This is a genomic window from Pseudomonas sp. B19125 (assembly GCF_044218855.1).
In the GTDB taxonomy this organism is placed as follows: domain Bacteria; phylum Pseudomonadota; class Gammaproteobacteria; order Pseudomonadales; family Pseudomonadaceae; genus Aquipseudomonas; species Aquipseudomonas edaphica.
In genome coordinates, this window is the sequence record NZ_CP162589.1 from 3438484 (window position 1) to 3465237 (window position 26754).

Sequence of the window (26754 nt, forward strand, 5' to 3'; positions counted from 1 at the left end):
CGCTGGGGTGCGAAGCGCCCCCAAAAAACCGGAGACTGCTGCGCAGTCAACGGGAGCAAGCTCCCTCGCCACAACAAGCCAGCTCCCACAGGGGATGGAGTGGTACTCATGGCTAGCGTTCAGCATAACCGAACGCTGGTTTATTGAAATGCAAATTCTCAGAACGGGCAGGCGCTTGCATGATCCGGGGCAGACACTCACTGCCCGAGGACCTGCACCCGATGAGCACCACTGACTGGATCGGCCGAAGCGAGACCGCCCACGACCACCTGAGCCTTAACCTGCTCAAACGCATTGCCGCCACCTTTGGCGAGGCTGTGCCGGAACAGGGCGCCGATTTGCCGCCGCTGTGGCAGTGGTGTTTTTTCCAGGACCCGCTGCCGGAATCGGCCTTGGGCACCGATGGCCACCCGGCCCGTGGCGGGTTCCTGCCGCCCGCTGATAACCGCAATCGCATGTGGGCCGGTGGGCGCATCGAGTTCGTGCATGCCTTGCGCGCGGGTGAGGCGGCGACCCGCGTGTCGACCATCACCCAGGTCGAAGAAAAGACCGGGCGAACCGGCTCGCTGCTGTTTGTCACCGTGCGTCATGACTATTCCCAGGACGGTCGCCTGGCGATCCGCGAAGAACAGGACATCGTTTACCGCGAACCGACGCCGCCCAAACAGGGCAGTGGCGACGCCTTGCCCGAAGGCGAATGGCAGGCATCGATCAGCCCCACGCCAACCCTGCTGTTTCGTTACAGCGCCGTGACCTTCAACGGCCACCGCATCCACTACGACTACCCGTATGTCACCGACACCGAAGGCTATTCAGGCCTGGTGGTGCACGGCCCGCTGATCGCTACCTTGAGCCTGCGCACGTTTTGCCGCGCCCATCCCGACGCGACCCTGCGCCGTTTTGCCTATCGCGGTGTTCGCCCACTGATTGCACCGCAGCCATTTGTGGTCGGTGGGCGCGTGACCGAAACCGGTGTGGCGCAGTTGTGGGCGGGCGACGCCGGTGGCCTGGCGCAGACCGCTCAGGTCCACTTCGAATAATCCAGGAACAACAGGCGGAGAGCCGTTAATGAACCCCAATGACAACGAAGAACTCAATGCCATCCGTGAAGGCGTGCGCGCCTTGTGCGCCGAGTTCGACGCGGCGTACTGGCGCAGGATCGACGAACAAAAAGGCTTCCCCGAAACCTTTGTCAAAGCCCTGACCGACGCCGGCTGGCTGTCGGCGATGATCCCTGAAGAATACGGCGGCTCTGGCCTGGGCCTGGCCGAAGCCTCGGTGATCCTCGAAGAAGTCAACCGTTGCGGTGGTAACTCCGGCACCGTGCACGGCCAGATGTACAACATGTTCACCTTGCTGCGCCACGGCAGCGAAGCGCAAAAAAGCTTCTACCTGCCCAAGCTCGCCAGCGGCGAATTGCGCCTGCAATCGATGGGTGTGACCGAGCCCACCACCGGCACCGACACCACCAAAATCAAGACCACGGCGATCAAGCGTGGTGACAAATATGTGATCAATGGCCAGAAGGTCTGGATCTCGCGCATCCAGCATTCCGACTTGATGATTCTGCTGGCGCGCACCACGCCGCTGGCCGAGGTGAAGAAGAAGTCTGAAGGCATGTCGATCTTCCTGGTCGACCTGCGCGAAGCCATCGGCAACGGCCTGACCGTGCAGCCCATCGCCAATATGGTCAACCACGAAACCAACGAACTGTTTTTCGACAACCTGGAGCTACCCCTCGACAGCCTGATCGGCGAGGAGGGCAAAGGCTTTAAATACATCCTCGACGGCCTCAACGCCGAACGCACCCTGATCGCCGCCGAGTGCATCGGCGACGGTCGCTGGTTTATCGAAAAGGCCAGTGCCTACGCCCGCGACCGCGTGGTGTTTGGCCGCCCGATCGGGCAGAACCAGGGTGTGCAGTTCCCGATTGCCGAGGCGCATATCGAAATCGAAGCGGCGGACCTGATGCGCTGGCGTGCCTGCGAAGAATACGACAGCGGCAAGAATGCCGGGGCCAGCGCCAACATGGCCAAGTACCTGGCTGCCAAGGCGTCCTGGGAAGCGGCCAACGCCTGCCTGCAAACCCACGGCGGTTTCGGCTTTGCCTGTGAGTACGACGTAGAGCGCAAATTCCGCGAAACACGCCTGTACCAGGTGGCGCCGATCTCCACCAACCTGATCCTGTCCTACGTGGCCGAGCACCTGCTCGAACTGCCACGCAGCTTCTGAGGGCCTGAGCATGAGCCATACCCAAACGCTGTGCCGGTTCCTTGCGGACCTGAACTACGAACAATTGCCGGAAAAGGTACTGGCACGCACCGAAGACCTGTATCTGGACTGGTTGGCCTCGGCGCTGGCAAGCAAGGGCGCGCACCCGATCCCGTTGTTTGAACGCTATGCACAAAAAATGGGACCCCACAGCGGTCCCGCCCAGGTGATCGTCAATGGCAGCACCACCAGCGCGTATTTTGCGGCGCTGGTGAACGCCGCATCCTCACACCTGGTGGAGCAGGATGACCTGCACAACAGCTCGGTGCTGCACCCCGCGACCGTGGTGTTTCCGGCCGCGCTGGCTGCCGCCCAGGACCTCGGCAAATCCGGCCGTGAATTGCTGCTGGCCTCGGTGGCCGGTTATGAAGCCGGAATTCGCATCGGCGAATTCATGGGCCGGTCCCACTACCGCATCTTCCACACCACAGCCACCGTCGGCACCCTGGCGGCGGCGGTTGCCGTGGGCAAACTGCTGGACTTTAACCAGGAACAGTTCATCAACCTGCTCGGCAGCGCCGGTACCCAGGCCGCCGGATTGTGGGAGTTTTTGCGCGATGCCGCCGACTCCAAGCAACTGCACACCGCCAAGGCGGCGGCGGATGGCTTGCTCGCGGCGTATTTGACGGCGGACGGGCTCACCGGCGCACGCAATATTCTGGAAGGCGATCAAGGCTTGGCAGCAGGCATGTCCAGTGATGCCGAGCCTCGCAAGTTATCGGCCGACCTTGGCAGCCGCTGGGCGCTGCTGGAAACCTCCTTCAAGTTCTACGCCTCGTGCCGTCACACCCATCCGGCCGCCGATGCGCTGCTGGATCTGATGCAGCGCGAAGGGCTGTGCGCTGCCGATATCGCCACAGTTGAAACGCGTGTCCATCAAGGTGCCATCGACGTGCTGGGCCGCGTGACCACGCCTGCCACTGTGCACCAGGCCAAATTCTCCATGGGCACCGTGCTCGGCCTGATCGCCGTGCACGGTAAAGCCGGGCTCACCGAGTTCCACGAACGGGCGCTGACCGACCCCGCCGTCTCGGGTTTCCGCGACAAGGTCAGCATGACCCTCGACGCAGAAGTTGACGGCGCCTACCCGCAGCGCTGGCTGGGCCGCGTCACTGTCACCACGCTCGATGGCCGCACGCTGCAGGGCGCCATCGACGGACCCAAGGGCGATCCTGGTAACACCCTGAGTCGGGTGGAGCTGGCGGATAAATTCCGGCGCCTTACCCAATTCAGCGGCGCGCGCACACCCGCGCAGGCCAATGCACTGATCGAGAAGGTCTGGCACCTGCGCAGTGCAGCGTCCATGGCCCACTGGCTTTGAGGAAGCGTCATGACTAATCAACGACCGCTGGACGGCATCACCGTGATCAGCCTTGAACACGCGATTGCTGCGCCATTCTGCACCCGCCAGTTGGCGGACCTCGGCGCCCGTGTGATCAAGATCGAACGCCCCGGCGCCGGTGACTTTGCCCGTGGCTATGACGAGCGCGTGCGCGGCCTGGCCTCGCACTTTGTGTGGACCAACCGCTCCAAGGAAAGCCTGACCCTGGATCTCAAACAGGACGAGGCCGGCGACATCCTCCAACGCCTGCTGGCCGATGCCGACGTGCTGGTGCAGAACCTTGCACCCGGCGCGGCGGCGCGCATGGGCCTGTCGTTTGAAGCGCTGCATGAGCGCTTTCCACGGCTCATCGTCTGCGATATTTCCGGCTATGGCGAAGGCGGGCCTTACGAAAAAAAGAAAGCTTATGACCTGCTGATCCAAAGCGAGGGCGGTTTTTTATCGGTAACCGGTGGCCCGGGTGAAGATCAGATGGCCAAGGCCGGTTGCTCGATCGCCGATATTTCCGCCGGCATGTACGCCTACAGCGGCATCCTCTCGGCCCTGCTGTTGCGCGGCAAGACGGGGCAGGGCAGCCGCATCGATGTGAGCATGCTCGAAAGCCTGGTGGAGTGGATGGGCTACCCGATGTATTACGCCTTCGACGGCGCGCCCCAGCCACTACGGGCCGGGGCGGCGCATTCGACGATCTACCCGTATGGGCCGTTTCCCTCCGGCGACGGCGGCACGGTGATGCTCGGCTTGCAAAACGAACGCGAATGGGCGGCGTTCTGCGACAAAGTGCTGCTCACGCCTGAGCTGGCTACCGATGAACGTTTCTCGGCCAACTTCAAGCGCTCGGCCAACCGTGACGTGCTACGCCAGATCATCGTTGACAGCTTTGCGCAGTTGGACGCTGAAGCTGTGATCCAACGCCTGGAAAACGCGCAGATCGCCAGCGCCAGGGTCAACGACATGCAAGGCGTGTGGGACCACCCGCAGCTCAAGGCGCGAGACAGCTGGCGTGAAGTCCAGAGCCCGGCCGGGCCGCTGCCGTCGTTGTTGCCGCCGGCGCGTAATGCTGCGTTTACCCCGCGCATGGACGCCGTTCCCGCCTTGGGCCAGCACAGCCAGGGCATCCTCGATCAGCTTGGGTTTTCGGCGCAAACCATCGACGGCCTACGCGCACGCGGCGTTATCTAATAAGGAATTCAAGTGATGCCAAAGCCTATAGTTCGTTCGGCCTTGTTTGTGCCCGGCAGCCGCCCGGAGCGGTTTTCCAAAGCGCTGGCCAGTGGCGCCGACGCGGTGATTGTGGATTTTGAAGACGCGGTTGAAGAACCCCTCAAGCGCCAGGCGCGGGATAACCTCGGGGTATTCTTGCAAGCGCATCCAGAGGCTCAGGTGTGGGTGCGCATCAATGCGCCGGAGCATGCCGAGCATTTTGAGGATGTGGCGTTCTGTAAAGCCCATGCCAATGTGACGGGTGTGCTGCTGCCCAAGGTAGAGAGCGCCGCCCAGGTGGCCGTGGTGGCGGCTGCCGGCAAGGTGATATGGCCGATTATCGAAAGCGCCAGGGGCTTGCTGGCCGTGGCTGAGATTGCCCACGCGCCGCAGGTTGAGCGCCTGTCGTTTGGCGGGCTGGACCTGGCGCTGGACTTGAACCTGAGCAGCGGTTCCGCGGCTGCGCAGTTTGCGTTGGATCAGGCACGCCTGGCGCTGATTGTGCACTCGCGCGCTGCTGGTTTGGTGGCGCCACTGGACGGCGTGCACCCGGCCATCGACGACCCTGAAGGCCTGCGCCGTTCGATCCGGCATGCCTATGAAATGGGCTTTGCCGGCGCGCTGTGCATCCATCCCAAGCAGGTGGCAGTGATTCATGCCGCACTGGCGCCCAGCGCTGAAGACCTGGCCTGGGCCAAGCGCGTGGTAGAGGCGGGTGCCCATGGGGCCGGGGCTTATCAGATGGATGGGCAGATGGTGGATGCGCCGGTGTTGCTGCGCGCACAAAGGCTCCTGGCCGGCCAACTCTGACTGACACAACCGGGAGCAAAATGTGGGAGCTGGCTTGCCTGCGATAGCGGTGGACCCGCCCATGAATCTGCTGCCTGACACACCGCCATCGCAGGCAAGCCAGCTCCCACACTGGATCTTCATTGTTCTGAAGTATGGCGTTCGGCCTGGCCGAACGCAGGTATCTAAAATTCGAAATTCACTACACGCACCACATCAGGCACCTTGCCCTGTAACACAACAATAAGAAGGTGATTCCCCATGCTCAAGCTTTCTCGGGCGCTGCTGTGCGCCGCCACTCTGTTTGCCGCGGGCCTGGCCCAGGCGGCAGACCCGATTGTGATCAAGTTCGCCCACGTGGTTGCCGAAAACACGCCTAAAGGCCAGGGCGCGCTGCTCTTCAAGAAGCTCGCCGAAGAACGGCTGCCGGGGCGTGTGAAGGTCGAGGTGTACCCCAACTCCTCGCTGTTCGGCGATGGCAAGGAGATGGAAGCGTTGTTGTTGGGCGATGTGCAGATGCTGGCGCCGTCCCTGGCCAAGTTCGAGCAATACACCAAGCAAGTGCAGATCTACGACCTGCCGTTCCTGTTCAACGACCTGGCCGCCGTCGACCGTTTCCAGGCTGCTCAGGGCAAGGCATTGCTGACCTCGATGCAAGACAAGAACATCCTCGGCCTGGCCTATTGGCACAACGGCCTCAAGCAGCTTTCCGCCAACAAAGCACTGCGTGAACCCAAGGACGCCCGTGGCCTGAAGTTCCGTGTGCAGGCTTCCAGCGTACTTGAAGAGCAGTTCAAGGCGATCCGCGCCAACCCGCGCAAGATGAGCTTTGCCGAGGTGTATCAAGGCCTGCAGACCGGCACCGTGAATGGCACCGAGAACACCTGGTCCAATTATGAAAGCCAGAAGGTCAACGAGGTGCAGAAGTACTTCACCGAGTCCAACCATGGCCTGATCGACTACATGGTGATCACCAACGCCAAGTTCTGGAACGGCCTGCCGCCGGATGTGCGCACCAGCCTGGACCAGATCATGGTCGAAGTCACCGTCGAGGTGAACAAGCAGGCCGAAGCGCTGAACCAGTCGGCCAAGCAGAAGATCATCGACGCCAAGACCAGCGAAATCATCGAACTGACCCCGCAGCAACGCCAGCTGTGGCGCGAAGCCATGCGCCCGGTGTGGCAGAAGTTCGAAGGTGAGATCGGCGCCGACCTGATCAAGGCGGCGGATGCGTCCAACCAGTGATTGGGCGACCACCCAAAACTACTGTGGAAAGGGCTTTATGTGGGAGCTGGCTTGCCTGCGATGCAGGCAACTCGGTGTATCTGTAGCGCCAAGTTGATCCCATCGCGGGCAAGCCCGGCTCCCACAGAGGTCCGCTTCCACAGTTTGTTCCGCTTTCCACCCCGACATCATTCCCGCTTCGCGAGGTTTTGCCATGCAAACGCTAAGGCGCGTCTGGGAGCACCTGGAGGAAGGGTTTATCGCCTTCCTGCTGGCCGCCATGACCCTGGTGACATTCGTCTACGTCATGCTCAACAACATCTACACCCTGTTTTTTGCTCTGTCTGACAAGTGGGCATGGAGCAGCAGCTTTTTCGGTGCCTTGGGCGACCACACCATGACCTGGGCCCAGGACATGACCTGGAGCGTGGCGCTGACCAAGGCCATGTTCGGCTGGCTGATTTTCTTCGGCATCTCCTACGGCGTGCGCACCGCCGGCCACCTTGGCGTAGATGCGCTGGTCAAGCTGACCAAACGCCCGGTGCAACGCCTGCTCGGCATGCTCGCGTGCCTGTGTTGCCTGGCCTATGCCGGGCTGTTCATGGTCGCCAGCTACAAGTGGGTGAGTGCGGTGATGACCGCGCAGATCGGCGCCGAAGACCTCGACCAATACGGCGTGGACGTGGGCGATATCGTGATCATCGTGCCCATCGGTTTTGCCCTGGTGTTTATCCGCTACCTGGAAATTTTCTACCGCATCTTTACCCACCGTCAGGTCGGGTTGGGGCTGGCCGACGAGGCCGGGGAGGCCAGTAAGCTGGCCGGCAGCCATGAGGAGCGTCACTGATGGCCGTGCTCTGTCTGTTTTTGCTGTTGTTCGTGTTCATGTTCCTCGGCGTGCCGATCGCGATTTCCCTGGGGCTGTCCGGCGCGGTGTCGATCCTGATGTTCAGCCAGGACTCGGTGAGTTCGCTGGCCATCAAGCTGTTCGAAACCTCCGACGCCTACACCTTCCTGGCGATTCCATTCTTCCTGCTGTCCGGTGCGTTCATGACCACCGGCGGTGTGGCGCAACGGCTGATCGACTTCGCCAACGCCTGTGTCGGGCATATCCGAGGCGGCCTGGCGATTGCGGCGGTGCTGGCGTGCATGCTGTTTGCGGCGCTGTCCGGGTCATCGCCGGCGACGGTGGCGGCAGTGGGCTCGATTGCCGTGGCGGGGATGGTGCGCTCGGGTTACCCGAAGGAGTTCGGCGCCGGGATCATCTGCAACGCCGGCACCCTGGGCATCCTGATCCCGCCGTCGATTGTGATGGTGGTGTACTCGGCAGCCACCGAAACCTCGGTGGGCAAGCTGTTCATGGCCGGTGTGATTCCAGGGTTGCTGCTGGGCCTGATGCTGATGGTCGCGATCTACATCGTCGCGCGCATCAAGAAGCTGCCGGCGCAGCCACGTGCGACCTTCCGCGAGTGGCTGACCTGCGCACGTCGCGCGTTCTGGGGCTTGCTGTTGCTGGTGATCATCCTCGGCGGCATCTACAGCGGCATGTTCACGCCGACGGAAGCGGCGGCCGTGGCGGCGGTGTATTCGGCGTTTGTCGCGCTGTTTGTGTACAAGGACATGAAGCTGCGCGATTGCCCCAAGGTGCTGCTGGAGTCCGGGCGCCTGGCGATCATGCTGATGTTTATCATCGCCAACGCCATGCTCTTTGCCCATGTACTGACCACCGAACAGATCCCGCAGGAAATCACCGCCTGGGTGATCTCCGAAGGCCTGACGCCGATTGGCTTTTTGATCATGGTCAACGTGGTGTTGCTGGTGGCCGGCAGCTTTATGGAGCCTTCCGCGATTGTGCTGATCCTGGCGCCGATCTTCTTCCCGATTGCCATGAAGCTGGGGATTGACCCGATTCACCTGGGGATTGTGATGGTGGTCAACATGGAAATCGGCCTGGTGCACCCACCGGTAGGGTTGAACCTGTTTGTGACCTCGGCGGTGACCGGGTTGACCCTCGGGCAGACGATTCGCGCGGCATTGCCGTGGCTGATGATCCTGCTGGTGTTTTTGATAATGGTCACGTACTTGCCGTTTATCTCGCTGGCGCTGCCGCACTGGCTGGGCATGTAACACGGTCTGAAAATGTGGGAGCTGGCTTGCCTGCGATAGCCATACGTTCGAAGGCACCCCGTTCCCCTGTGGCGAGCAGGCTTGCCCTGCGTTGGGCTGCGCAGCAGCCCCAAAACCAGGCGCTGAGTTCTTTCAGAAAGAATTTCAGTGCCCTTGCTGGGGGCTGCTGCGCAGCCCAACGCAGGGCAAGCCTGCTCGCCACAACAAGCGGCGTACCGCAGGCTTTGTTTTAACCGGCAGTTGTGTAGATACCTATGCTGAGATAGCGGTGGTTCAGTCAGCCAATTCGGTGACTGATATACCGCCATCGCAGGCAAGCCAGCTCCCACCTTTGGTTTTTGTCAGGTCTTAGTGGTCCATCGCGCCCAAGATCGCATAAGCCAGCTTCACCCGTTCGGCATTCGGGTAATTGCGGTTAGCCAGAATCACCACACCCATGTCCTTGCTCGGTACGTAAGCCACATACGCGCCAAAACCGCCGGTGGAGCCGGTTTTGTTGTACAGCACGTTGGCCGGTTGTGCCTGCGCCGGCGTCAGCCAATTGACCTTGTGCGGCTGCATCGCCATTTCGGTCGAGTTGCCCTCCAGCAAGGCCTGCAGCTTGATCGGGTAGGGGTAGCGTTCCCAGCCCAGACCCTGGGTCATGCCATTGACGGTGTAGTAACCCGCGTGAGTGGTGGAGATCGCTTGTTGCAGCGGTTTTTCCAGGGTCTCGGGGTGCAGGTTGGCAATCACATAGCGCGCGAGGTCCTGGGTGCTGGTCTTGATACCGTAGGCTTCGCTGTCCAGGGCGCCGGGGCTGACGCGAATGGGTTTCAGATTTTTGTCATAGCCTTGCGCATATTGAGCGGTTTTGCTCGCCGGCACGCTGACGTGGGTGTTGGTCAGGCCCAGCTTGGGCAGCAAGGTTTTCTCCATGGCAACGTTAAACGGCTGCCCCAGGCTTTGCGCCGCGAGGTAGCCAAACAAGCCGATGCTGGGGTTGGAATACAAACGCTGTTCGCCCGGCGCATACGCGGGTTTCCAGTGCTGGAAATAACCGAGCATGGCACCGGCGTTGTCGGCCGCGTCGGGAAACTGCAACGGCAGGCCACCCGGTGTGTAGGTCGCCAGTTGCAGCAGGCTGATGTGATCGAATACGCCACCGGCCAGGGCTGGCAGGTGCTGGCTGGCGGTATCCGAGAGCTGGAGCTTACCGGTAGCCTGGGCGTAGCCGCCGAGGGTGGCGGTAAAGGTTTTGCTGATCGATCCGATTTCAAACAGGGTGTCTTGGTTAACGGCCTGTTTGGTTTCCCTTGATGCAACACCGTAGTTAAAGTATTGAACCTTGCCTTGGTTAACCACCGCGACCGACAGGCCGGGAATCCCTTGTTGCTGCATCAGCGGCGCAACGCTGGCATCGACTACCGTGCGCAGGTCGGTGGCGGCCATGCAGCTACCGGAGCCTATTAACAGGGCGCTGAACAGAATTTTTTGTAAGGTGTGATTCATGCGGGTTCGCTTCCATGTAAAAGATGTGCTGACGATCAAGGCCTGCGCAGGCGGGGCAAATCTAGGTGGATTTTGTTCGGCGGGCAAACGATGATATCTCGCATCAGCCATTAGTTAATTTAGGGTCATGCATGCTGCGCTCCCATTTACCGCTCAATGCGTTGCGCGCATTCGAAGCTTCCGCCCGGCATTTGAGCTTCACCCGAGCGGCCATCGAGCTGTGCGTGACCCAGGCGGCAGTCAGTCATCAGGTCAAAAGCCTGGAGGCGCAGTTGAACGTCACCTTGTTCAAGCGCCTGCCACGCGGCCTGATGCTGACCCGCGAAGGCGAAACACTGCTGCCGGTCGTGCGCGACTCTTTCGACCGGATTGCCCTTACCTTAGGCCAGTTCGAAGGTGGCCATTACCGTGAAGTGCTCACAGTCGGGGCGGTGGGCACCTTCGCCGTCGGCTGGTTGCTGCCGCGCTTGCCGGACTTTCAAAGCCGCTACCCGTTTATCGACCTGCGCCTGTCGACCCACAACAATCGTGTTGACGTCGCCGCCGAGGGCCTCGACTACGCGATCCGCTTCGGCGCTGGCGCCTGGCATGGCACCGACGCCTGCCAGTTGCTTGAAGCGCCGTTGACCGTGCTGTGCGTGCCGCAGATTGCCGAGCAATTGCACACGCCGGACGACGTGCTCAAGCACACCTTATTGCGCTCTTACCGCGCCGATGAATGGAACCTGTGGTTCCAGGCCGCCGGGCTGCCGGCCGACACGCCGGTGCCGCGCAGCATCGTGTTCGACTCGTCCCTGGCGATGATGGAGGCCGCGCAGCAGGGCATCGGCGTGGCCTTGGCGCCGGCGATGATGTTCTCACGGCAACTGGAGAGTGATGTGATTCGCCAGCCGTTCAGCGTGCGCATCAGCACCGGCAGTTATTGGCTGACGCGCTTGCAGTCGCGGGCCGAAACCTCGGCCATGGCCGCGTTCAAAGGCTGGTTGAAAGCGCACACCGCCCAGGCTTGAAGTTTTTATTCTTGAAGCAAAATGAAACATTTGTGACGGGCCAGCCTCTACCGTACCCCGTACCGAGTGCTTCCATGAAAATTCCGCGCCCCTCTGCCCGCATGCCCCACCTCATCCAACTGCGCAACCTGAAGATGGCGCGCTCGGCCCATGCTTATGTGCGCGGCAGCACGGTGCAGTTTTACGAGTGGCTGCACAGCCAGCCCGGCCGCCGCTTGCCCCATGGCCCGGCGATCTGGATCTGCGGCGATTGCCACGCGGGCAACCTTGGCCCCACGGGTGATACCAAGGGCCGTATCGACATGCATATCCGCGACCTCGACCAAACCGTGATCGGCAACCCGGCCCATGACCTGGTGCGCCTGGCGCTGTCGTTGGCCACCGCCGCACGCGGCTCGGACCTGCCGGGCGTGACCACCGCACGCATGCTGGAAGAAATGATGGTGGGCTACGAACAAGCCTTCAAAGACAAGCCCGATGAAGCGCCGCCGCGTCCGTCCCAAGTCAAGGCCGGCATGCGCAGCGCGGTGGAACGCACCTGGAAAAACCTGGCGCGTGAACGCATTGAAAATGCCCGGCCTACTATTCCGTTGGGCAAACACTTCTGGTCATTATCACGGGCGGAAAAGAGCGCGCTGCAAAGTGTTTGCGCCTCGGATGAAATCCACCAGTTGGTGACCTCGCTCAAAGGCCGGCCCAAAGACGCCAAGGTCCAATTGCTCGATTCGGCCTATTGGGTCAAAGGCTGCAGCTCCCTCGGCTTGCTGCGTTATGCAGCCTTGTTGGGCGTGGGCGACAAGGACGACCAGGAATATTGCCTGATCGACATCAAGGAAGCCGTCGGCGCCGCCGCGCCCCGGGCGGCACGCGCGAAGATGCCACGCGACAATGGCCGGCGTGTGGTGGAAGGCGCCCGCCAGCTGTCACCGGGCCTGGGCGAGCGCATGCTGGCCACACGTTTTCTCGATCACGGTTTCTTCATCCGTGAACTGCTGCCTCAAGACATGAAGCTGGAACTCGATGAGCTAAGCGAGATCGACGCCATGCACGCCGCCGGTTACCTGGCCCGCGTGGTCGGCATCGCCCATGCCCGCCAGATGGACCGCGATACGCGCAAGGAGTGGATGGCGGTGTTGCAGGAAAACCGCTCCAAACAGCTGGATGCGCCGTCGTGGTTATGGACCAGCGTGGTGCAGTTGGTGGGCAGCCATGAGCAGGGGTATCTCAACCATTGTCGGCGGTATGCGTTGGAGCACTAGAAGCGGCGCATGAGCGGTGTGGCTGTTTATGGCGTTAATAAAACTCGGCTATTGCTCAGCATTAAACGTGGTGCGCCGCCTATTTTTCTATTCTTTTTTATTTGATAACGGTGTGTCAGCCAATTAACTCGCCACTGACACACCGCCTTCGCAGGCAAGCCAGCTCCCACAGTTGGTTTGTGGTGTGTCAGCAGGTTTTGGGTTGCAGGCACTCCAGCGCACGGTCGGCCAGGGTTTGGGCCATGTCGATCAGGTGTTCGGTGGCGCCGGCCATGTGGCGTTGATCGCCTGTCAGGCCTTGGGTGGTGTCGGCAGCGGTGGCGGCTGCGCAGCGCAGCAGGTCGCAGAGTTGGGCGAGGGCGTCTTCGAAGCTGAGGTCGTGATGCACTGTAAAGGGCTGCGGTGAGGTGGGTTGCAGGTAGTGGCTCAGGGCGCGTTCAAATATTTCGCGGCTGGGGGTGAAGCGCGTTGTATTGCTCATGCATAAGCTCCTGATAAGGGGCCTACTTGTTTCAGGTTTCCACACCTGTTCGCTGATAGGCAGCGACAGAGCACAGGCTAGCCAGTGGCATGCGCAGGCGCAAGGCCGAAGGGCTGCTTAGGAAGCTTCCTGCAAGGTTAAGGGATATGGATTGCTGGCCTTTAACACTGCATGTCGATCAGGCAACACCGATCAAAGCTGAGAGGCGGGGTGTTGTGGCGAGCGGGCTTGCCCCGCGTTGGGCTGCGCAGCAGCCCCAGGGGAGTCAACGCGGTTTTCCAGATGTATCGCGTCGTGAGGTGTCAGGGCCGCTTCGCGCCCCAACGCGGGGCAAGCCCGCTCGCCACAAGAAGTTAGCTGCCACAGTTCTGAACGTGTTCAGACCAGGTATTTGCGGAACCAGCCCAACGTGCGCTCCCACGCCAGATTCGCCGCTGCCTCGTCATATCTCGGCGTCGAATCATTATGAAAGCCATGATTGGCGCCCTTATAAATAAACGCCTCATAGGTGGTGCCTGCGGCCTTCAACGCCTGTTCATACGCCGGCCAACCCTCGTTGATTCGCGTGTCCAACTCGCCATAGTGCAGCATGATCGGCGCCTTGATGCGTGGCACGTCCTTCGCTTCTGGCTGCCTGCCGTAAAACGACACCGCTGCGCCGAGTTCTGGATAAGCCACCGCCGCCGCATTGGTCACGCCGCCGCCATAACAGAAGCCGGTAATCCCGACTTTGCCGGTGCTGCTGTCGTGGTGCATCAGCCATTCGATGGCGGCGAAGAAGTCGTTCATGAGTTTGGTGGGGTCGACTTTTTGTTGCAGTTCCACGCCTTTTTCATCGTTGCCGGGGTAGCCGCCCACGGAGGTGAGGCCGTCGGGTGCCAGGGCGATGAAGCCGGCTTTGGCCAGGCGCCGGGCGACGTCTTCGATGTAGGGGTTAAGGCCTCGGTTTTCGTGCACCACCACCACGGCGGGCAGTTTGCCGCTGGCCTTGGCCGGGCGTACGAGGTAGCCGCGCACGGTGCCGTTGCCTTTGGGCGAGGGGTAGGTGATGTAGTCGGCGACGATGTCTGGGTCAGTGAATTTGACTTGTTCGGCCAGCGCGTAGTTGGGGCTCAGGGCTGCCAGCAGGGCCGAGGCGGTGAGGCCGCCGAAGGTGAACAGCGCGGCGCGGTCGAGAAATTCGCGGCGGTTGAGCTTGCCGTGGGCGTAGCCGTCGTAGAGTTCCAGCAGTTCGGGGGCGAAGTCTTTCGCGGTGAGACGAGTCATCGGAGCAGTCCTCGATTAGCGGTGGTCATCACTGTAGACCAGGATCAACGTTCGCGGCCATGGGCGGAATCCGACAGTTGCCGGGTATCGACGCGCACGAACACCGAGTCGCCGAGGGCGGTGAGCACGTCACCGGCGTACACCTCGCAGACCACGCGGCTTTTACGCCCCACGTCGCCTTCAACCCGCGCGCGCAGGGTCAGCGTGACGCCCATGGGTGTGGGCTTGATGAATTTGATCCCCAGGTTACCGGTCACGCAGTCGATGCGCGGCAGGCTGCCGGGCTCGCGCAGTTCGTTGCGGTAGTGGTAGGCCATGGCCGTCCAGTTGGAGTGGCAGTCGACCAGCATGGCGATCAGGCCGCCGTAGACCAGGTCCGGCCAGCCGCTGTATTGAGCTTCGGGCAGGTGCTCGGCGATCACATGGATACCATCGGCATCCCAACGGCTTTTGATGTGCAGGCCATGGGGGTTGCTGCCGCCGCAGCCGTAGCAGATGCCTTCGGGCGCGGTGATGTCCTGCAGGGAAGGGGTGTGCATGCAAAGTCCTTATTGTTTCTTTTGGCGACTACTCTGTTTAGCAGGGCACGCTGCGAAAGGGAATAAAACCATGGCATGGCGTGTTAGCTCAGCACATCTGTTCATTTATCTTGCGGAGTGTTGCATGAAGTGTCGAATGCCCCTGTTTGTAAGCCTGGCGGTGCTCCTTGGTGTGTTTCTCGGCAACGCGCAGGCCGTGGAATACAAAGACGTCAACCGCACCGCCAGCCAGATCAGTTTTACCTTCCAGCAATTCGGGCAGCGGGTGTATGGCACCTTCAGTGACTTTGAAGGCACTCTGACCTTCGACACGCAAAAGCCTGAGGCGGCGCATGCGTTGCTCAAGATCCAGCTCGCCAGCATCGACGCCGGCAGCCAGGACGCCAATACCCAATTGCAGCAACCGGCGTGGTTCGACACCGCGACCTATCCTGTGGGCGTGTATGAGTCCAATGGCGCCACGGCGCTGGGCGATAACCGCTACAAGATCACCGGTAACCTGACGATCAGGGGCATCACGCGGCCGGTGGATATTGAGGTGCAGCTCAAGGAGCAAAGCGGCATCGGCGTGTTTGACGGGGCGTTCATCCTCAAGCGCAGCGACTTCAAGATTGGTGAGGGTGAATGGGCGGGCAACAGCGTGGTGTCCAATGACATCAACATCAAATTCAAGATGGTTGCGCCGCAGCGCTAACGGGCAAACTTCTTGGCCCCGGCCACACAGCCGATCACCGCAACCGTCACCAGCACCATGCCCAGGCTGACCTGCTCATGCAGCAGGCTCGCCGCCAGCGCCAGGCCGAAAAACGGTTGCAGCAACTGCAACTGGCCGACCGCAGCGATGCCCCCCTGGGCCAGGCCGCGATACCAGAACACAAAGCCGATCAGCATGCTGAATAGCGACACATAGCCCAGGCTCAGCCACGCCGGCAGGCTGATGCCCGTGAGGGTTGCCGGCGCCAGCATCACGCTCAACGGCGCCACCACCGGCAACGACACCACCAGCGCCCAGCAGATCACCTGCCAGCCGCCCAGGCTGCGCGACAACGTGGCGCCTTCGGCGTATCCCAGGCCGCACACCAATACGGCCAACAGCATCAGCAGGTCACCGGCCGGCGCGGCGCTCAAGCCTTGGGCAACGGCGTAGCCCATCACCAGCAGGCTGCCGAGAATCGAAAACACCCAGAACACCGGGCGCGGCCGCTCGCCGCCACGCAGTACACCAAACACTGCAGTGGCCAGCGGCAGCAGGCCAATGAACACGATGGAGTGCGCCGAGGTCACGTATTGCAGCGCCAGTGCCGTGAGCAGTGGAAAACCGATCACCACACCCAGGGCGACGATCACCAGCGGCCCCCATTGGTGGCGTGCAGGGCGTTTTTCCCTGAACAACCACAACAACAGCACGCCGAGCACGGCGGCGATGGCGGCGCGGATCATGGTCAGAAACACCGGGTTGAACTCCATCACCGCCAGGCGCGTGGCTGGCAGTGAACCGCTGAAGATCACCACGCCGATAAACCCGTTGATCCAGCCTTGGGTGCTGGTGTGCGGCGCAGTGAGGCTTGAGGTGCGTTCCATGATGAGGGCTCGAACTAGGTGGTTGCGTAAACACCATCCTAGGGGCCAGGATTAAGACAATCAAAAAATTGTCATGGATACACCGCCTATGCCGCGCGCCCGCTACAAGTCGCTGGTCGACACCTTTGCCCAAGACATCCGCAGCGGCGCACTGGCGCCCGGTACACGTCTGCCCACGCACCGGCAATTGGCGGCTGAACATGGCCTGGCGTTGGTCACCGCGAGCCGGGTGTACACCGAGCTTGAAGCCATGGGCCTGGTCAGCGGCGAAACCGGGCGCGGCACCTTTGTGCGGGAAATCGCGTTGCCGCCAGGGCAGGGCAGTGGGCAGATGAATGTGGCCACCGGCATGCTCGACCTGAATTTCAATTACCCCTCACTGCCCGGTCAGGCAGACCTGCTGCGCACCGCTCTGCGCCAATTGGCGCTGTCGGGCGACCTGGAAGCGCTGTTGCGTTACCAGCCGCATGCCGGTCGTCTGCATGAGCGCGCTGCCGTGGCACGGCATCTATTGAGCCGAGGCCTGGCGGTTGAGGCGGAGCAGGTGCTGATGGTCAGCGGCGCCCAGCACGGCCTGGCGGTGACGATGATGGCGTTGCTCAAGCCTGGGGATGTAATTGCCGTGGATGCGCTGACCTATTCAGGCTTCAAGGTGTTGGCCGAAACCCTGCACCTGGAAATCGTCGCCATTCCGGTGACCGCCAGCGGCCCGGATCTGGCGTTCCTGCACGCGCTGTGCCGCAGGCGCCCGGTGCGTGCGGTGTACAGCATTCCAACCCTGCATAACCCGTTGGGGTGGGTGATGAGCCTTGCGCAACGCGTGCAACTGATTGCCATCGCGCGTGAGCACCATCTGATGCTCATTGAGGACGCGGCCTATGCGTTTCTGGCAGAAGACGCGCCACCGCCGCTGGCCACATTGGCGCCTGAGTGCACGGTGTATGTGGGCGGGCTTTCCAAAAGCGTTGCCACGGGTTTGCGCGTCGGGTTTATCGCCGCGCCGTTGGAGTGGGTGAAAAAACTGGAGCGCACGATCATGGCCACCACCTGGAACGTGCCCGGTGTGATGAGCGCGATTGCGGTGGGCTGGATCGAGGACGGCACCGTCGCGCAGCTCGAAGCACAAAAGCGCCAGGACGCACGGGCACGCCAAGCCTTGGCTGCGCAGGTGCTCAAAGGCGTGCCTTACATCAGCCATCCGTCTTCGTATTTTTTGTGGTTGCCGCTGGGGGACGAGGCGCGGGCCGATCAGGTGGCCATGGCCTTGCAGCGCGAGCAGATTTCCGTGTCCACCGCCGAGCCGTTTGCGGTCTCGGCCACGGTGCCGCACGCGCTGCGCCTGGCGCTGGGTTCGTTGAGCATGGCCGCGCTGGGTGAGGCGCTGCTGAAGGTCCGGGAAGCGGTGCGGTGGTGAGCCGCACCGCTTGGCGTCAGTATTTGTAAGCCTGACGCCCGATCAGCAGCCATTTGCCTTTTTGCTTCTGCCAGACCTGGAAGTTGTCGATATCGGTCGGCACTTCGACGCCGCTGTTCACGGCCAGGGCGTGAAAGTGGTTGCGCACCAGTGCGGTGTCGCCGTCCAGGGTGATGGTCTGGTTTTGCATTTCGAGGGTTTTGAACGCGCTGGTGTGGGTTTCCAGGTCAGCGATAAATTGCGCTTTGTTCTGCACCTTGCCGCTGGAGTGGCCATAGGTGAGCTTGTCGGACGTCAGCGCGTGCAGCGCCTTGAGGTCCAGGTGCAGCATGGCTTGGGTCAGTTGGTCGACCGCTTGAGCCACATCCTTTTCGGCCGGGGCAGGCGCAGCTGCGACGTAGCCGGTGAACAGGCACAGAAAACCGATCAGCACTTTGACGTTTGGCATGGGTGTTTCCTTATTGTTGTTGGGGTGAACACGACAACTTAAGTCGTCGTACAACCATGCAATATTTTCGGGGGGCAAGGAAAGTGAAATTTTGAAATATCTCGAAAAGATTAGGCTTTATGACGTTATAAAGAATTCCAGTTCTTGTACGACGTCCCAACACATCAAATAAGTGTGGGCGGCACGCCTTGTCGCTTCCAGCCCAACAAGCCGGTCGCTATGCTACTGCGCAAATAACAAGCCGCCCGAGAGACAACATGGATTTTGACTGGCACAGCGACGCCATCACCCGCGCCACTCCCGTGACCCCACACTACAAAAATACCCAGAACGTTCGCCGTTTCATGCTCGAACACTGCGGCCCGACGTTCAAGTTCGACCGGCCGTTCATGGCCTGGATCCGCAACGACATGCCCAAAACCTTGGGCGATGTGGTGGATGAGTGGAAACGCCGCAACGAGGACGCACGCCCATGACACGCGACGAAAAATACCAGGCTGCCCAGGAACGCATCGGCTACCTGCTGGAGGAATTCAAAATCGGCGGCAACTACACGCCGTTGGTGCGCGATGGCAACCAACTGTACATCAGCGGCCAGATTCCGCGTGTCGGTGACACCCTCATGCTGCCGGGCAAGGTCGGTGAAAGCCTGACCCTGGCCCAGGCGCAAATCGCCGCCAGTATCAGCGCGTTGCGTTGCCTGGGGTTGCTCAAGCAAGCGCTGGGTTCGCTGGATCAGGTCAAGACCCTCGTGCGTATCACCGTGTATGTGCGCAGCGCAGAAGACTTTGATCAGCAAAGTGAAGTGGCCAACGCCGCGTCGGACCTGTTCCACGAAATCCTCGGCGCTGCCGGTGTGCACACGCGCACGTCGGTGGGGGTGATGCAGTTGCCCAAATCGGCGGCCGTCGAGATCGACATGATCGCTGTTGCACACGATTGAACTGGCGATGATCACCCAAGGGCTTGAGGTACTGAACGACTACGCCGTTCACTTGGCGCCGGGTCTGCTGCTGTTTGGTGCGTGGTTCGCGTTGACACCGAGAGCGCAGGTGGCGATGCGCATCCTGATTCTGCTGGCGGCGTTTGTGCTGATGCGCGATGTGATGACGCCGCTGGGCATGTGGGCGGTGAGTCGCGATGTGCAGATCGCATTCAGTGGCAATGCCTTCGTACTGGCGGCGCTGGGCGGGCTGTCGGTGCTGCTGATCATGCTGCTCTCACGCCTGGCACCGGAGCTGTGGCGGTTGATGCGTTGGACCCTTGGCAACCCGTGGGTTGGCATGGCGGCAGGCATCGTCGTCGGCTGTTTGATCGGCGTGCCGTTGCGGGTTTATCAAGGCATTGACGCAAGCCAGCTCCACGGCTACTGGGTGTGGCTGCCGGGCATGGTGGTATTGGCCTACGGCGCCAATGCGTTGGAGGAGGTGCTGTTCCGCGGCTTTTTGCAGGGTTACCTGGAGCAACAGGTCTCACCCCTGCGCGCTGCATTGATCAGCGGCGTGGCCTTTGCAGCCTGCCATGCGTTCCTGGCCTTAAGCGTCACCCAACTGGGCTGGCCGGTGTTGCTGTTCACCCTGCTTGAAGGGTTGGCCTGTGCGCTGGTGCGCATGCGTTACGGCGTACTGCCCGCCGCACTCGCCCACGGCACCGCCATCCTGCTGATCGCCGTGCCCTACATGGCCTGATATTAAACACAACCCTGATCGCCCTGATCGTTCCCACGCTCCGCGTGGGAATGCAACCCTGGACGCTCTGCGTCCGCTCTTGAAGTCGTGACGCGGAGCGTCACAGAATGCGTTCCCACGCGGAGCGTGGGAACGATCAGTGATCCCACAATTTTTACAGCGGCGGAGTGCGCGGCGGGATCAGGCGTTTGCTGCCGGTGGCTTCATACGCGCTGGCGAAGCTCAGCAGTGCCGAATCATCGTAAGCACGACCGGCAAAGGTCAGGCCGACGGGCATGCCGATGTCGGCCATCACGCCCATCGGCACGGTGACGGTGGGCACGCCGAGGTGGCGGATGGCGAGGTTGCCGTTAGCGACCCACACGCCATTGCTCCAGGCGATGTCGGCACTGGCTTCGTTCACGTCGGCATCTGCCGGGCCTACATCGGCCACGGTCGGGAACAGCACCGCATCGAGCCCAAGCGTGTCCATCCAGTCTTCCAGGTCGATGCGCCGGGTTTGCTCCAGGCCGCGCAAACCGTCCGGCACCGTGCTGATCTCGTTCCACGGCGTGATGCCGCGCTCGGCCATGCGCACGTATTCGTCCATGCCGGCGGCCAGGTCATCTTCGCGGTTGGGCAGGGTGCCCGGGTCGTGCGGGAAGATTTTCGGCCCATCGACATCCGCCAGGCGGTTGAGTGCCGGGTCGTTGTTGGCGCGCAGAAAGTCATCAAAAGCCCAGGCCGACAGTTCCCACAATTCGTCGTGCAGGAATTCCCTGGAAACCAAGCCACGGGTAAACACGGTTGGCGCGCCAGGGCGATCGCCTTCGCAGTTGGACACCAGCGGGAAATCCACCTCGATCACTTCGGCGCCGGCGGCTTGCAGCGCCTTGCGTGCAGCTTCCCACAGGTCGATCACGCTGGCGCGGGTGTTGATCTTCTGCCCGGTCGGCCCGCCAATGCCGGGCTTTTCGCTGGTGCCCGCCTCGGGGTCGGCATTGATGTACATGCGCGGCACGCCGAAACGTTTACCGGCGAGGGCTTCGCTGCTTACCGCCAAGTCGGCGTAGGAAGCGGGGCGCACCGACGCTACGCTTGGGATTGGCACCCAGGGCTGCAGGCGCCACAGGTCGCCACGGGTGTCGGAGTCTTCGGCGACCACCACATCCAGCACTTCCAGCAGGTCGGCCATGGTGCGTGCATAGGGCACCACCACGTCCATGGTCGGCGTGAGCGGCCAGTTGCCGCGTACCGAAATCACCCCACGGGACGGTGTGTAGGCGCACAAACCATTGTTGGACGCCGGGCCACGCCCGCTCGACCAGGTTTCTTCAGCCACACCAAAGGCGGCGAAGCTTGCCGCCGTGGCGGTACCCGCGCCGTTGGACGAACCGGAGGCAAATGGTGCAGTCAGGTAGTCGGCGTTGTAAGGGCTTTCGGCACGGCCATACACACCCCGCTGCATCCCTCCATTGGCCATCGGCGGCATATTGGTCTTGCCCAGGCAGATGGCGCCGCCCGCTCGCAGGCGTTCGATGGTGAAGGCGTCGCGCTGCGCAACCAGCTTGGCAAAGGCCGGGCTGCCGGATGCGGCCGTTAGGCCCTTGACCAGGTAGCTGTCCTTGGCGGTATAGGGAATGCCGTCCAATGGCCCCAACGTTTCACCCCTGGCCCGGCGCGCATCGGACGCCTCGGCTTCTTTGAGGGCTTCAGGGTTGCGCACCACCACGGCGTTCAGCGCGGTGGCGGTCTGCGGGCCGTCATAGGCATCGATCCGCGCCAGGTAGGCGTTTACCAGTTCAACGGCAGTGGTCTGGCCGGTTTCAAGCGCCGCGCGCAGTTGGGCAATGGAGACTTCGGTAACTTGCATCACGTTTTTTTCGCCGCCTTCAAGTGGGAGGTATGGCGGCAGTCTACGGACAGATATTTCACAAAACCAGCGCGGCATGCTCCGCATAGGCGGCGCGCATGACTTGCCACGTCGGCTCGTCAGCCGGAATCAGATGCTCGATACGCAGCGACGTGAGGGTGATGTCCTGGGGCATGCCGAACGTGGTGAAGGTCGACAGAAAGCTCAGCTCGCCCTGGGGTGAGCGGATGCGCGTCAGCGCCAAGGGCGGCATGTGGCCGGGTGGTTCGGTGTGGGTGGGCGTCGGCAGGCTGGCTAATAAAACCGCCAATTCAGGATTGCCCAACGCCTCCCGGCTGGCGCGTTGCCAGGCAAGCGTGCGGATCTCTTCGGCGTTGATCAGGTGGTCGCCAAAGCCGCCGGTTTGCAGCAGCGTGGTCAGCAGGTTCAGCCCGTCTGCCGCATCCGGTTCAAGCCCCAACAATTCAAACAGGACGCCGGTACTCGCATTCGCCGCCAGCACTTGCCATTGGCTGTCCAGCAGAATCGCCGGGGCCGGGTTGTTGGCGTGCAACACATGGCTGACGGCTTCGCGAATCGCGGCCATGGCCGGTGAGGCGAGCGGGGTGGCGGTGTAGCGTGGCGCGTAGCCGGCGGCGAGGAACACGCGATTGCACTGCTCAAGCGGCACATCCAGCGCGGTCAGTAAATTGTGCAACGTGCCCGGGCTCGGCTTGGCGCGGCCGGTTTCGATGTAACTGAGGTGGCGTTGCGAAACGCCGGTGATCAGCGCCAGGTCCAGCTGGCTCAGCTTGGCGTGGCGACGCAGTTGGCGCAGTTGGTCGCCGGCAGTAGTGTCCATGGCGGGTTCATAACCTGTGAGGTCATTGCGAGGGCCAAGACCTTATCACTATCGTGAGCTTCATTCACTTCAAGGACGAGACCATGCACAGACCCTCTATTGCCCTGGTCGGGTTAGTTGGATTTTCACTCTATACACTGGTGACGATGCTCACCGCCGAGCAATCACTGCTGGCCTTCGGGCGCCAATTAATGTCGCGGCCGGACACCGCGCAGGTGGTGATCGACCTGTACCTGATGGCGGTGCTGGCGTGTGTGTGGATGTATCGGGATGCGCGCGGGCGCGGGCGGTCAGTCGTGTCTGTGCTGCCGTATTTTGCGCTGACGGCGGTGTTTGTTTCGGTGGGGCCGTTGCTTTATATCGTCGTCAATGGGTTGCGCGATGAATGACCTGCTGGCTATCTACGCAGGCTGTGTGCTGGTGCTGTGCCTGAAAATGTTTGCGATTTCCTGCTATCAGGGTTTTTGGCGGATTCGGCGGCGGGCGTTCACCAACCTTGAAGATGCGGCGTTCTTCAGCCGCATGGCGCAGCCACAAGAATTGCCGCACGTCGTGAGGGCGCAAAGGGCGTGGGCCAATGACCTGGAAAACATCCCGCTGTTTTTTGTGTTGGGCGGATTATGTGTGGCGCTGGGGAGTTCCCAGGGTGTCACGGGTTGGCTCTTTGGCCTGTTTACCCTGGCCCGATTGGCGCACACGGTGACGTATCTGGCAGGGCTGCAACCCTGGCGCACGCTGGCCTATGCAGTGGGCGTGGCCTGCCTCTTCGGGCTCGGTGCCCTGGTGGTCTTGAGGCTGAGATGAAATCCCCCCTGGCTGAGCAAACTTATTGTGGCAAGCCCGCTCGCCACAACAAGCCCGCTCGCCACAAGAAAACCTGGCCATAGGCAAGGGATTAAGGGTTCAGAAACGCCTGGTAATTGTCTTTGGTGATCTGCTGATAAGGAATGGTCAGCTCAGCCACATAGGGTTCCTTCTTGACCATCTTCACCGCCAGATCAATCGAGCCGACGGCCTGGCCTTTGTTGTCCTGATACACCGTCACCAGCAACTGGCCCTTCTTCACCGCGTCCAGCCCCGCTGCGCCGCCATCGCTGCCGGCCACCAGGATATCCTTGCCCGGTTGCATGCCCGCCTGGCTGATCGCCATGGCGGCGCCAATCGCCATTTCATCGGCATTCGCCGCCACGGCATCGATTTTGCGTCCGGACACAATCCAGTTGCTCATCAGGTCAATCGCCTTGCCGCGCTGCCATTCGGCGCTTTGCTCCTCGACAATCTTGATGTCCGGGTAATCCTTGAGCACCGTCTTCACCCCCAGCGTGCGGTTGTGCGTGGCGTTGTTGGACAACAGCCCGAGCATAATCGCTAGGTTGCCCTTGCCGCCCATTTTCTCTGCCAGGTAGCGCATCTGGATTTCCCCGGCCTTGATCTCATCCGAGCCAACATAACCCACGCCCGGCGGCACGTCCTGGAACTCCGGGCGGCGGTTGACGTACACCAGCGGGATCTTGGCCTGCTGGGCATTGACGGTCATTTTCTGCGTGGCCGCCGTGTCCACCGCGTTGACGATAATCGCGTCCATGCCCTGGGCGGTAAAGTTCTGCACCTGATTGAGTTGGCGCACCACATCGCCCTGGGCGTCTTCAAATTGCAGGGTCACGCCGGGTAGCTCCTTGGCGTGGGCCGCCATGTAGTCACGCATCTGTGCGAGGAACACATCGTCGACCTGGGCGATGCTCACGCCGATACGTATATCCGCCCAGGCCCAGGGCGTAACAGCGAGGGTCAGCAGTGCTGCGAGGAGTTGCTTCTTCATGGTTATGCTCCGTTCTTTTTGTTGTTGTAAAAGCAGTGGGATTCACGCCTGGCGCTTGGCCCGCAGTTGCGCCACGGCAGCGGCGAAGTCTGAATAGGGCCAGCGTTCGTCAAGGGCTTGTTGCATTAATTGCTGCCCGGTTTGCGGGGCGAGCCCGTGCAAGGGCGGGTCGGTGTCGAGGTTGGTGGGGAAGGCATAACCGTCGGCCGTACAGGCGATCACCGCTTCGGCATTCAACGCAGGGTTGGCCAGCAACACCGGGTACACCGCGAGCATCATGCGGTCGCGGTCGAGGGCTTCCATGGGCTTGCCGAACGCCGACGAGATTTGCAGCAGGTTGGCCATACGCCGGTGGTGGGTCGTGCGGTTGGTACCCGCCGCGTGGAACAGCGCCGGGTTGAAGAACAGCAGGTCGCCCTTGTTCAGCGGCAATTGCACGGCGTGCTGCTGGAAGTAGTCGATAAACTCTGCGCAGCGCCAGGCCAGGTAACCCAGCGGGTATTGCTGGGAGAAGGGCAGCAGTTGGGTCGGCCCGCTTTCCAGCGGCATATCCGAATGGGCCACCGCGCCTTGCAGCGTCAGGTATTGCGACAACAGATGCAGCGGCAGCGGAAAGCGTTCAACCACCTCAGTGGTCTGAAAGCCCAGGTGATAGTCACGGTGCGGCTGTTGCGCCTGCCCGCCAGGGTGGACCACGTTCACTTGCGCGGTCATCTGAAAGCTCGGCCCCAGCCACGCTTCGGCGATCAAACCGAGCAGCGGGTTGGCGTAGTACTCGGCAAACGATTCCGGCGACTGCAGCGCGGCTTTCTGCAGCGAATTCCAGATGCGCCCGTTGCTGCCGGCCTGGGCAAAATGGTCGGCGGCCACGCCTTGCGCAGCCTCATGGGCAAAGATCGCCTCGAATACCTGGCTATGGCGATCGACCACCGCCAGGTCTTCATAGGCCTGGCGCACCACCATCACCCCAGGCCCGTCGCGGAACAGGTGATGCAGCTCATCCATGACGCGCAAGCGCTCGCTGTTGCGTAAAGTGCCGGCCTGATAGATCGGCACATTGCTCACCACCTCGGCACACAGCGGGTAGTCCTCGGCGTTGGTCCGTTGGGCGCAAATACGGCTGAAATCCGCCAGGCGCACCGCCGCGCCGGTCACGAACGCCGACATCACACACCTCCCGGCAGGCTCAGCGCCTGGTGCGGTTGCGGGCTGCCGCTGTCGGTGCAGCCGACCACGCCTTGCTCCAGGTCGATCACCGAGCCGGTCATCATCCCGGCTTCACGCGAGAGCAAAAACGCCACGCTTTGCGCCACTTCTTCGGGCTTGAGCAGCCGCCCGAACGGCTGCGCGCGCTCGGCCTCGGCCAGCCAGCCGTCCTGCGCGCCGTGGTATTGGCGCTGGATCTGATCCTCGTGAGGCGTGTCCATCCAGCCGATATTCAGGCCATTCACGCGGATGCGATTACGCAATGCGCTGAACGCCACGTTCTTGGTCAAAATCGCCAGCGCGCCCTTGGACGCCGCATAGGCGCTCAAAAACGATTGCCCGCCATGCCCGGTGATGCTCTGGATATTCACCACCGCGCCTTCCACGCCGGTGCTGATCATCAGCTTGAGTGCTTCCTGCATCAGAAAAAACGGCGCCCGCACGTTCACCGCAAACAGCCGGTCAAACAGCTCGGGCGAGGTGTCGAGAATAGTGCCGCGATCCGACATGCCGGCGCAGTTCACCAGCCCGTGCAAGGTGCCGAAGTGGGTGCGTGCTGCGTCGATGATCGCACGGCAATCCTCGACGTTTTCCAGGTCGGCCTCGACAAAAAATGCCTGGCAATCGAGCTGTGCCAGTTGCCGGACCTGCTCTTCGCCCTCGGCGCGGCGGCGCCCGCAGACGATCAGCCCGGCAGCGCCACGCTGCGCCAGGGTATGTGCCACGGCAGCGCCCAGCCCCTGAGTGCTGCCGGTGACAACAAAATATTGGCCGTTGAATGCGCTGGCGAGATCGGTGTGAGGCATGCGGTTCTCCTGAAATTGTTGTTGTTTTATCGACCCGGCTCGACGCCGGGCAAAACTGAGACTAGCATTGCAAAACCTCAGTAACGCCCAAAAAAGA

The 26754-nt window shown here is 61.8% G+C and carries 28 protein-coding genes; 17 read left to right on the forward strand and 11 right to left on the reverse strand.

Going from position 1 to position 26754, the window contains the following annotated elements; genetic code table 11:
* Window positions 1-221 precede the first annotated feature (221 nt).
* The 8 genes from AB4P96_RS15585 to dctM all read left to right on the forward strand — a co-directional run bounded on the left by AB4P96_RS15585 (window position 222) and on the right by dctM (window position 8956).
* Complete coding sequence (locus tag AB4P96_RS15585; protein WP_395599746.1) at window positions 222-1040, forward strand: MaoC family dehydratase N-terminal domain-containing protein; 819 nt, start codon at window positions 222-224, stop codon at window positions 1038-1040.
* A gap of 28 nt (window positions 1041-1068) precedes the next feature.
* On the forward strand, window positions 1069-2232 hold the full coding sequence (locus AB4P96_RS15590; protein WP_099549621.1) for an acyl-CoA dehydrogenase family protein: 1164 nt from the start codon (window positions 1069-1071) through the stop codon (window positions 2230-2232).
* A 10-nt stretch (window positions 2233-2242) separates the two neighbouring features.
* A complete protein-coding gene (locus tag AB4P96_RS15595; RefSeq protein WP_395599747.1) occupies window positions 2243-3592 on the forward strand; it encodes an MmgE/PrpD family protein in 1350 nt (449 codons plus the stop codon).
* A 9-nt stretch (window positions 3593-3601) separates the two neighbouring features.
* Complete coding sequence (locus tag AB4P96_RS15600) at window positions 3602-4795, forward strand: CaiB/BaiF CoA transferase family protein (RefSeq protein ID WP_395599748.1); 1194 nt, start codon at window positions 3602-3604, stop codon at window positions 4793-4795.
* Between the two features lie 15 nt (window positions 4796-4810).
* Window positions 4811-5626, forward strand: coding sequence for a CoA ester lyase (locus tag AB4P96_RS15605; protein ID WP_236461383.1), 816 nt, complete (start codon window positions 4811-4813; stop codon window positions 5624-5626).
* Between the two features lie 240 nt (window positions 5627-5866).
* Entirely contained in the window at window positions 5867-6850 is a 984-nt protein-coding gene (locus tag AB4P96_RS15610; protein ID WP_395599749.1) for a TRAP transporter substrate-binding protein, read from the forward strand.
* A 193-nt stretch (window positions 6851-7043) separates the two neighbouring features.
* Window positions 7044-7676 (forward strand): TRAP transporter small permease, encoded by a 633-nt coding sequence (locus AB4P96_RS15615; protein WP_017137473.1) that lies wholly within the window; start codon window positions 7044-7046, stop codon window positions 7674-7676.
* A complete protein-coding gene (gene dctM, locus AB4P96_RS15620; protein WP_017137472.1) occupies window positions 7676-8956 on the forward strand; it encodes a C4-dicarboxylate TRAP transporter large permease protein DctM in 1281 nt (426 codons plus the stop codon). The genes AB4P96_RS15615 and dctM overlap by 1 nt, the downstream gene beginning before the upstream one ends.
* Before the next feature lie 348 nt (window positions 8957-9304).
* Here dctM and ampC read toward each other — a convergent pair whose 3' ends face one another.
* Window positions 9305-10447, reverse strand: a complete 1143-nt coding sequence (gene ampC / locus AB4P96_RS15625; RefSeq protein WP_138453627.1) for a class C beta-lactamase — start codon at window positions 10445-10447, stop codon at window positions 9305-9307.
* A gap of 131 nt (window positions 10448-10578) precedes the next feature.
* On the opposite strand from ampC, the gene AB4P96_RS15630 reads away from it, so the two are divergent.
* Both AB4P96_RS15630 and AB4P96_RS15635 read left to right on the forward strand, forming a co-directional pair.
* Window positions 10579-11457: a LysR family transcriptional regulator gene (locus AB4P96_RS15630; protein ID WP_395599750.1), complete on the forward strand. Its 879-nt coding sequence runs from the start codon at window positions 10579-10581 to the stop codon at window positions 11455-11457.
* Window positions 11458-11531: 74 nt separating this feature from the next.
* The gene (locus AB4P96_RS15635) at window positions 11532-12716 is read left to right on the forward strand and encodes a DUF2252 domain-containing protein (protein WP_026013734.1); all 1185 of its coding nucleotides are present in this window, start codon (window positions 11532-11534) and stop codon (window positions 12714-12716) included.
* A gap of 187 nt (window positions 12717-12903) precedes the next feature.
* Here the strand turns inward: AB4P96_RS15635 and AB4P96_RS15640 are convergent, their stop codons facing one another.
* From AB4P96_RS15640 to AB4P96_RS15650, 3 genes are all read right to left on the reverse strand, one after another.
* Complete coding sequence (locus AB4P96_RS15640; protein WP_240792816.1) at window positions 12904-13197, reverse strand: DUF6124 family protein; 294 nt, start codon at window positions 13195-13197, stop codon at window positions 12904-12906.
* A 378-nt stretch (window positions 13198-13575) separates the two neighbouring features.
* Entirely contained in the window at window positions 13576-14463 is an 888-nt protein-coding gene (gene yghX / locus AB4P96_RS15645; RefSeq protein ID WP_017138976.1) for a YghX family hydrolase, read from the reverse strand.
* Window positions 14464-14507: 44 nt separating this feature from the next.
* Window positions 14508-15002 (reverse strand): PaaI family thioesterase, encoded by a 495-nt coding sequence (locus AB4P96_RS15650; RefSeq protein ID WP_065931619.1) that lies wholly within the window; start codon window positions 15000-15002, stop codon window positions 14508-14510.
* A gap of 136 nt (window positions 15003-15138) precedes the next feature.
* On the opposite strand from AB4P96_RS15650, the gene AB4P96_RS15655 reads away from it, so the two are divergent.
* Window positions 15139-15696, forward strand: coding sequence for a YceI family protein (locus tag AB4P96_RS15655; RefSeq protein WP_395599751.1), 558 nt, complete (start codon window positions 15139-15141; stop codon window positions 15694-15696).
* Here AB4P96_RS15655 and AB4P96_RS15660 read toward each other — a convergent pair.
* Window positions 15693-16583: a DMT family transporter gene (locus tag AB4P96_RS15660; protein ID WP_099549630.1), complete on the reverse strand. Its 891-nt coding sequence runs from the start codon at window positions 16581-16583 to the stop codon at window positions 15693-15695. The two genes, AB4P96_RS15655 and AB4P96_RS15660, sit on opposite strands and share 4 nt — an antisense overlap.
* 88 nt (window positions 16584-16671) lie before the next feature.
* Here AB4P96_RS15660 and AB4P96_RS15665 point away from each other — a divergent pair, with 88 nt between their 5' ends.
* Window positions 16672-17997, forward strand: coding sequence for a PLP-dependent aminotransferase family protein (locus AB4P96_RS15665; RefSeq protein WP_395599752.1), 1326 nt, complete (start codon window positions 16672-16674; stop codon window positions 17995-17997).
* 16 nt (window positions 17998-18013) lie between these two features.
* Here the strand turns inward: AB4P96_RS15665 and AB4P96_RS15670 are convergent, their stop codons facing one another.
* Complete coding sequence (locus tag AB4P96_RS15670) at window positions 18014-18445, reverse strand: nuclear transport factor 2 family protein (protein WP_017138971.1); 432 nt, start codon at window positions 18443-18445, stop codon at window positions 18014-18016.
* 257 nt (window positions 18446-18702) lie between these two features.
* On the opposite strand from AB4P96_RS15670, the gene AB4P96_RS15675 reads away from it, so the two are divergent.
* From AB4P96_RS15675 to AB4P96_RS15685, 3 genes are read left to right on the forward strand one after another with little or no spacing between them, the layout of a single operon-like run.
* Window positions 18703-18921 (forward strand): DUF6434 domain-containing protein, encoded by a 219-nt coding sequence (locus tag AB4P96_RS15675; RefSeq protein WP_099549633.1) that lies wholly within the window; start codon window positions 18703-18705, stop codon window positions 18919-18921.
* Window positions 18918-19388, forward strand: coding sequence for a RidA family protein (locus tag AB4P96_RS15680; protein WP_176992126.1), 471 nt, complete (start codon window positions 18918-18920; stop codon window positions 19386-19388). Before AB4P96_RS15675 ends, AB4P96_RS15680 begins: the two co-directional genes overlap by 4 nt.
* Before the next feature lie 7 nt (window positions 19389-19395).
* On the forward strand, window positions 19396-20133 hold the full coding sequence (locus AB4P96_RS15685) for a CPBP family intramembrane glutamic endopeptidase (protein ID WP_395600983.1): 738 nt from the start codon (window positions 19396-19398) through the stop codon (window positions 20131-20133).
* 154 nt (window positions 20134-20287) lie between these two features.
* Here AB4P96_RS15685 and AB4P96_RS15690 read toward each other — a convergent pair whose 3' ends face one another.
* The gene (locus AB4P96_RS15690; protein WP_395599753.1) at window positions 20288-21988 is read right to left on the reverse strand and encodes an amidase; all 1701 of its coding nucleotides are present in this window, start codon (window positions 21986-21988) and stop codon (window positions 20288-20290) included.
* A gap of 55 nt (window positions 21989-22043) precedes the next feature.
* A complete protein-coding gene (locus AB4P96_RS15695; RefSeq protein WP_395599754.1) occupies window positions 22044-22826 on the reverse strand; it encodes a helix-turn-helix domain-containing protein in 783 nt (260 codons plus the stop codon).
* A gap of 83 nt (window positions 22827-22909) precedes the next feature.
* Here AB4P96_RS15695 and AB4P96_RS15700 point away from each other — a divergent pair, with 83 nt between their 5' ends.
* Window positions 22910-23215, forward strand: coding sequence for a DUF2834 domain-containing protein (locus AB4P96_RS15700; protein WP_026013836.1), 306 nt, complete (start codon window positions 22910-22912; stop codon window positions 23213-23215).
* Window positions 23208-23630, forward strand: a complete 423-nt coding sequence (locus tag AB4P96_RS15705) for an MAPEG family protein (protein ID WP_099549637.1) — start codon at window positions 23208-23210, stop codon at window positions 23628-23630. Before AB4P96_RS15700 ends, AB4P96_RS15705 begins: the two co-directional genes overlap by 8 nt.
* 91 nt (window positions 23631-23721) lie before the next feature.
* Here the strand turns inward: AB4P96_RS15705 and AB4P96_RS15710 are convergent, their stop codons facing one another.
* From AB4P96_RS15710 to AB4P96_RS15720, 3 genes are read right to left on the reverse strand one after another with little or no spacing between them, the layout of a single operon-like run.
* A complete protein-coding gene (locus AB4P96_RS15710; RefSeq protein ID WP_017138963.1) occupies window positions 23722-24645 on the reverse strand; it encodes a sugar ABC transporter substrate-binding protein in 924 nt (307 codons plus the stop codon).
* A 42-nt stretch (window positions 24646-24687) separates the two neighbouring features.
* Window positions 24688-25812, reverse strand: coding sequence for a phytanoyl-CoA dioxygenase family protein (locus AB4P96_RS15715; protein WP_099549638.1), 1125 nt, complete (start codon window positions 25810-25812; stop codon window positions 24688-24690).
* Entirely contained in the window at window positions 25812-26657 is an 846-nt protein-coding gene (locus tag AB4P96_RS15720; protein WP_017138961.1) for an SDR family oxidoreductase, read from the reverse strand. The genes AB4P96_RS15715 and AB4P96_RS15720 overlap by 1 nt, the downstream gene beginning before the upstream one ends.
* Window positions 26658-26754 lie beyond the last annotated feature (97 nt).

Bases quoted from the DNA above. Each gene is read 5' to 3' on its own strand.
- AB4P96_RS15695 (WP_395599754.1), bottom strand. From the start codon at position 22,826: ATGGACACTACTGCCGGCGACCAACTGCGCCAACTGCGTCGCCACGCC.
- ampC (WP_138453627.1), bottom strand. From the start codon at position 10,447: ATGAATCACACCTTACAAAAAATTCTGTTCAGCGCCCTGTTAATAGGC.
- AB4P96_RS15680 (WP_176992126.1), top strand. From the start codon at position 18,918: ATGACACGCGACGAAAAATACCAGGCTGCCCAGGAACGCATCGGCTAC.
- AB4P96_RS15675 (WP_099549633.1), top strand. From the start codon at position 18,703: ATGGATTTTGACTGGCACAGCGACGCCATCACCCGCGCCACTCCCGTG.
- AB4P96_RS15660 (WP_099549630.1), bottom strand. From the start codon at position 16,583: ATGGAACGCACCTCAAGCCTCACTGCGCCGCACACCAGCACCCAAGGC.
- AB4P96_RS15665 (WP_395599752.1), top strand. From the start codon at position 16,672: ATGCCGCGCGCCCGCTACAAGTCGCTGGTCGACACCTTTGCCCAAGAC.
- AB4P96_RS15610 (WP_395599749.1), top strand. From the start codon at position 5,867: ATGCTCAAGCTTTCTCGGGCGCTGCTGTGCGCCGCCACTCTGTTTGCC.
- AB4P96_RS15630 (WP_395599750.1), top strand. From the start codon at position 10,579: ATGCTGCGCTCCCATTTACCGCTCAATGCGTTGCGCGCATTCGAAGCT.
- AB4P96_RS15635 (WP_026013734.1), top strand. From the start codon at position 11,532: ATGAAAATTCCGCGCCCCTCTGCCCGCATGCCCCACCTCATCCAACTG.
- AB4P96_RS15710 (WP_017138963.1), bottom strand. From the start codon at position 24,645: ATGAAGAAGCAACTCCTCGCAGCACTGCTGACCCTCGCTGTTACGCCC.
- AB4P96_RS15700 (WP_026013836.1), top strand. From the start codon at position 22,910: ATGCACAGACCCTCTATTGCCCTGGTCGGGTTAGTTGGATTTTCACTC.
- dctM (WP_017137472.1), top strand. From the start codon at position 7,676: ATGGCCGTGCTCTGTCTGTTTTTGCTGTTGTTCGTGTTCATGTTCCTC.
- AB4P96_RS15615 (WP_017137473.1), top strand. From the start codon at position 7,044: ATGCAAACGCTAAGGCGCGTCTGGGAGCACCTGGAGGAAGGGTTTATC.
- AB4P96_RS15600 (WP_395599748.1), top strand. From the start codon at position 3,602: ATGACTAATCAACGACCGCTGGACGGCATCACCGTGATCAGCCTTGAA.
- AB4P96_RS15720 (WP_017138961.1), bottom strand. From the start codon at position 26,657: ATGCCTCACACCGATCTCGCCAGCGCATTCAACGGCCAATATTTTGTT.
- AB4P96_RS15595 (WP_395599747.1), top strand. From the start codon at position 2,243: ATGAGCCATACCCAAACGCTGTGCCGGTTCCTTGCGGACCTGAACTAC.
- AB4P96_RS15670 (WP_017138971.1), bottom strand. From the start codon at position 18,445: ATGCCAAACGTCAAAGTGCTGATCGGTTTTCTGTGCCTGTTCACCGGC.
- AB4P96_RS15705 (WP_099549637.1), top strand. From the start codon at position 23,208: ATGAATGACCTGCTGGCTATCTACGCAGGCTGTGTGCTGGTGCTGTGC.
- AB4P96_RS15640 (WP_240792816.1), bottom strand. From the start codon at position 13,197: ATGAGCAATACAACGCGCTTCACCCCCAGCCGCGAAATATTTGAACGC.
- yghX (WP_017138976.1), bottom strand. From the start codon at position 14,463: ATGACTCGTCTCACCGCGAAAGACTTCGCCCCCGAACTGCTGGAACTC.
- AB4P96_RS15605 (WP_236461383.1), top strand. From the start codon at position 4,811: ATGCCAAAGCCTATAGTTCGTTCGGCCTTGTTTGTGCCCGGCAGCCGC.
- AB4P96_RS15590 (WP_099549621.1), top strand. From the start codon at position 1,069: ATGAACCCCAATGACAACGAAGAACTCAATGCCATCCGTGAAGGCGTG.
- AB4P96_RS15650 (WP_065931619.1), bottom strand. From the start codon at position 15,002: ATGCACACCCCTTCCCTGCAGGACATCACCGCGCCCGAAGGCATCTGC.
- AB4P96_RS15685 (WP_395600983.1), top strand. From the start codon at position 19,396: ATGATCACCCAAGGGCTTGAGGTACTGAACGACTACGCCGTTCACTTG.
- AB4P96_RS15585 (WP_395599746.1), top strand. From the start codon at position 222: ATGAGCACCACTGACTGGATCGGCCGAAGCGAGACCGCCCACGACCAC.
- AB4P96_RS15655 (WP_395599751.1), top strand. From the start codon at position 15,139: ATGCCCCTGTTTGTAAGCCTGGCGGTGCTCCTTGGTGTGTTTCTCGGC.
- AB4P96_RS15715 (WP_099549638.1), bottom strand. From the start codon at position 25,812: ATGTCGGCGTTCGTGACCGGCGCGGCGGTGCGCCTGGCGGATTTCAGC.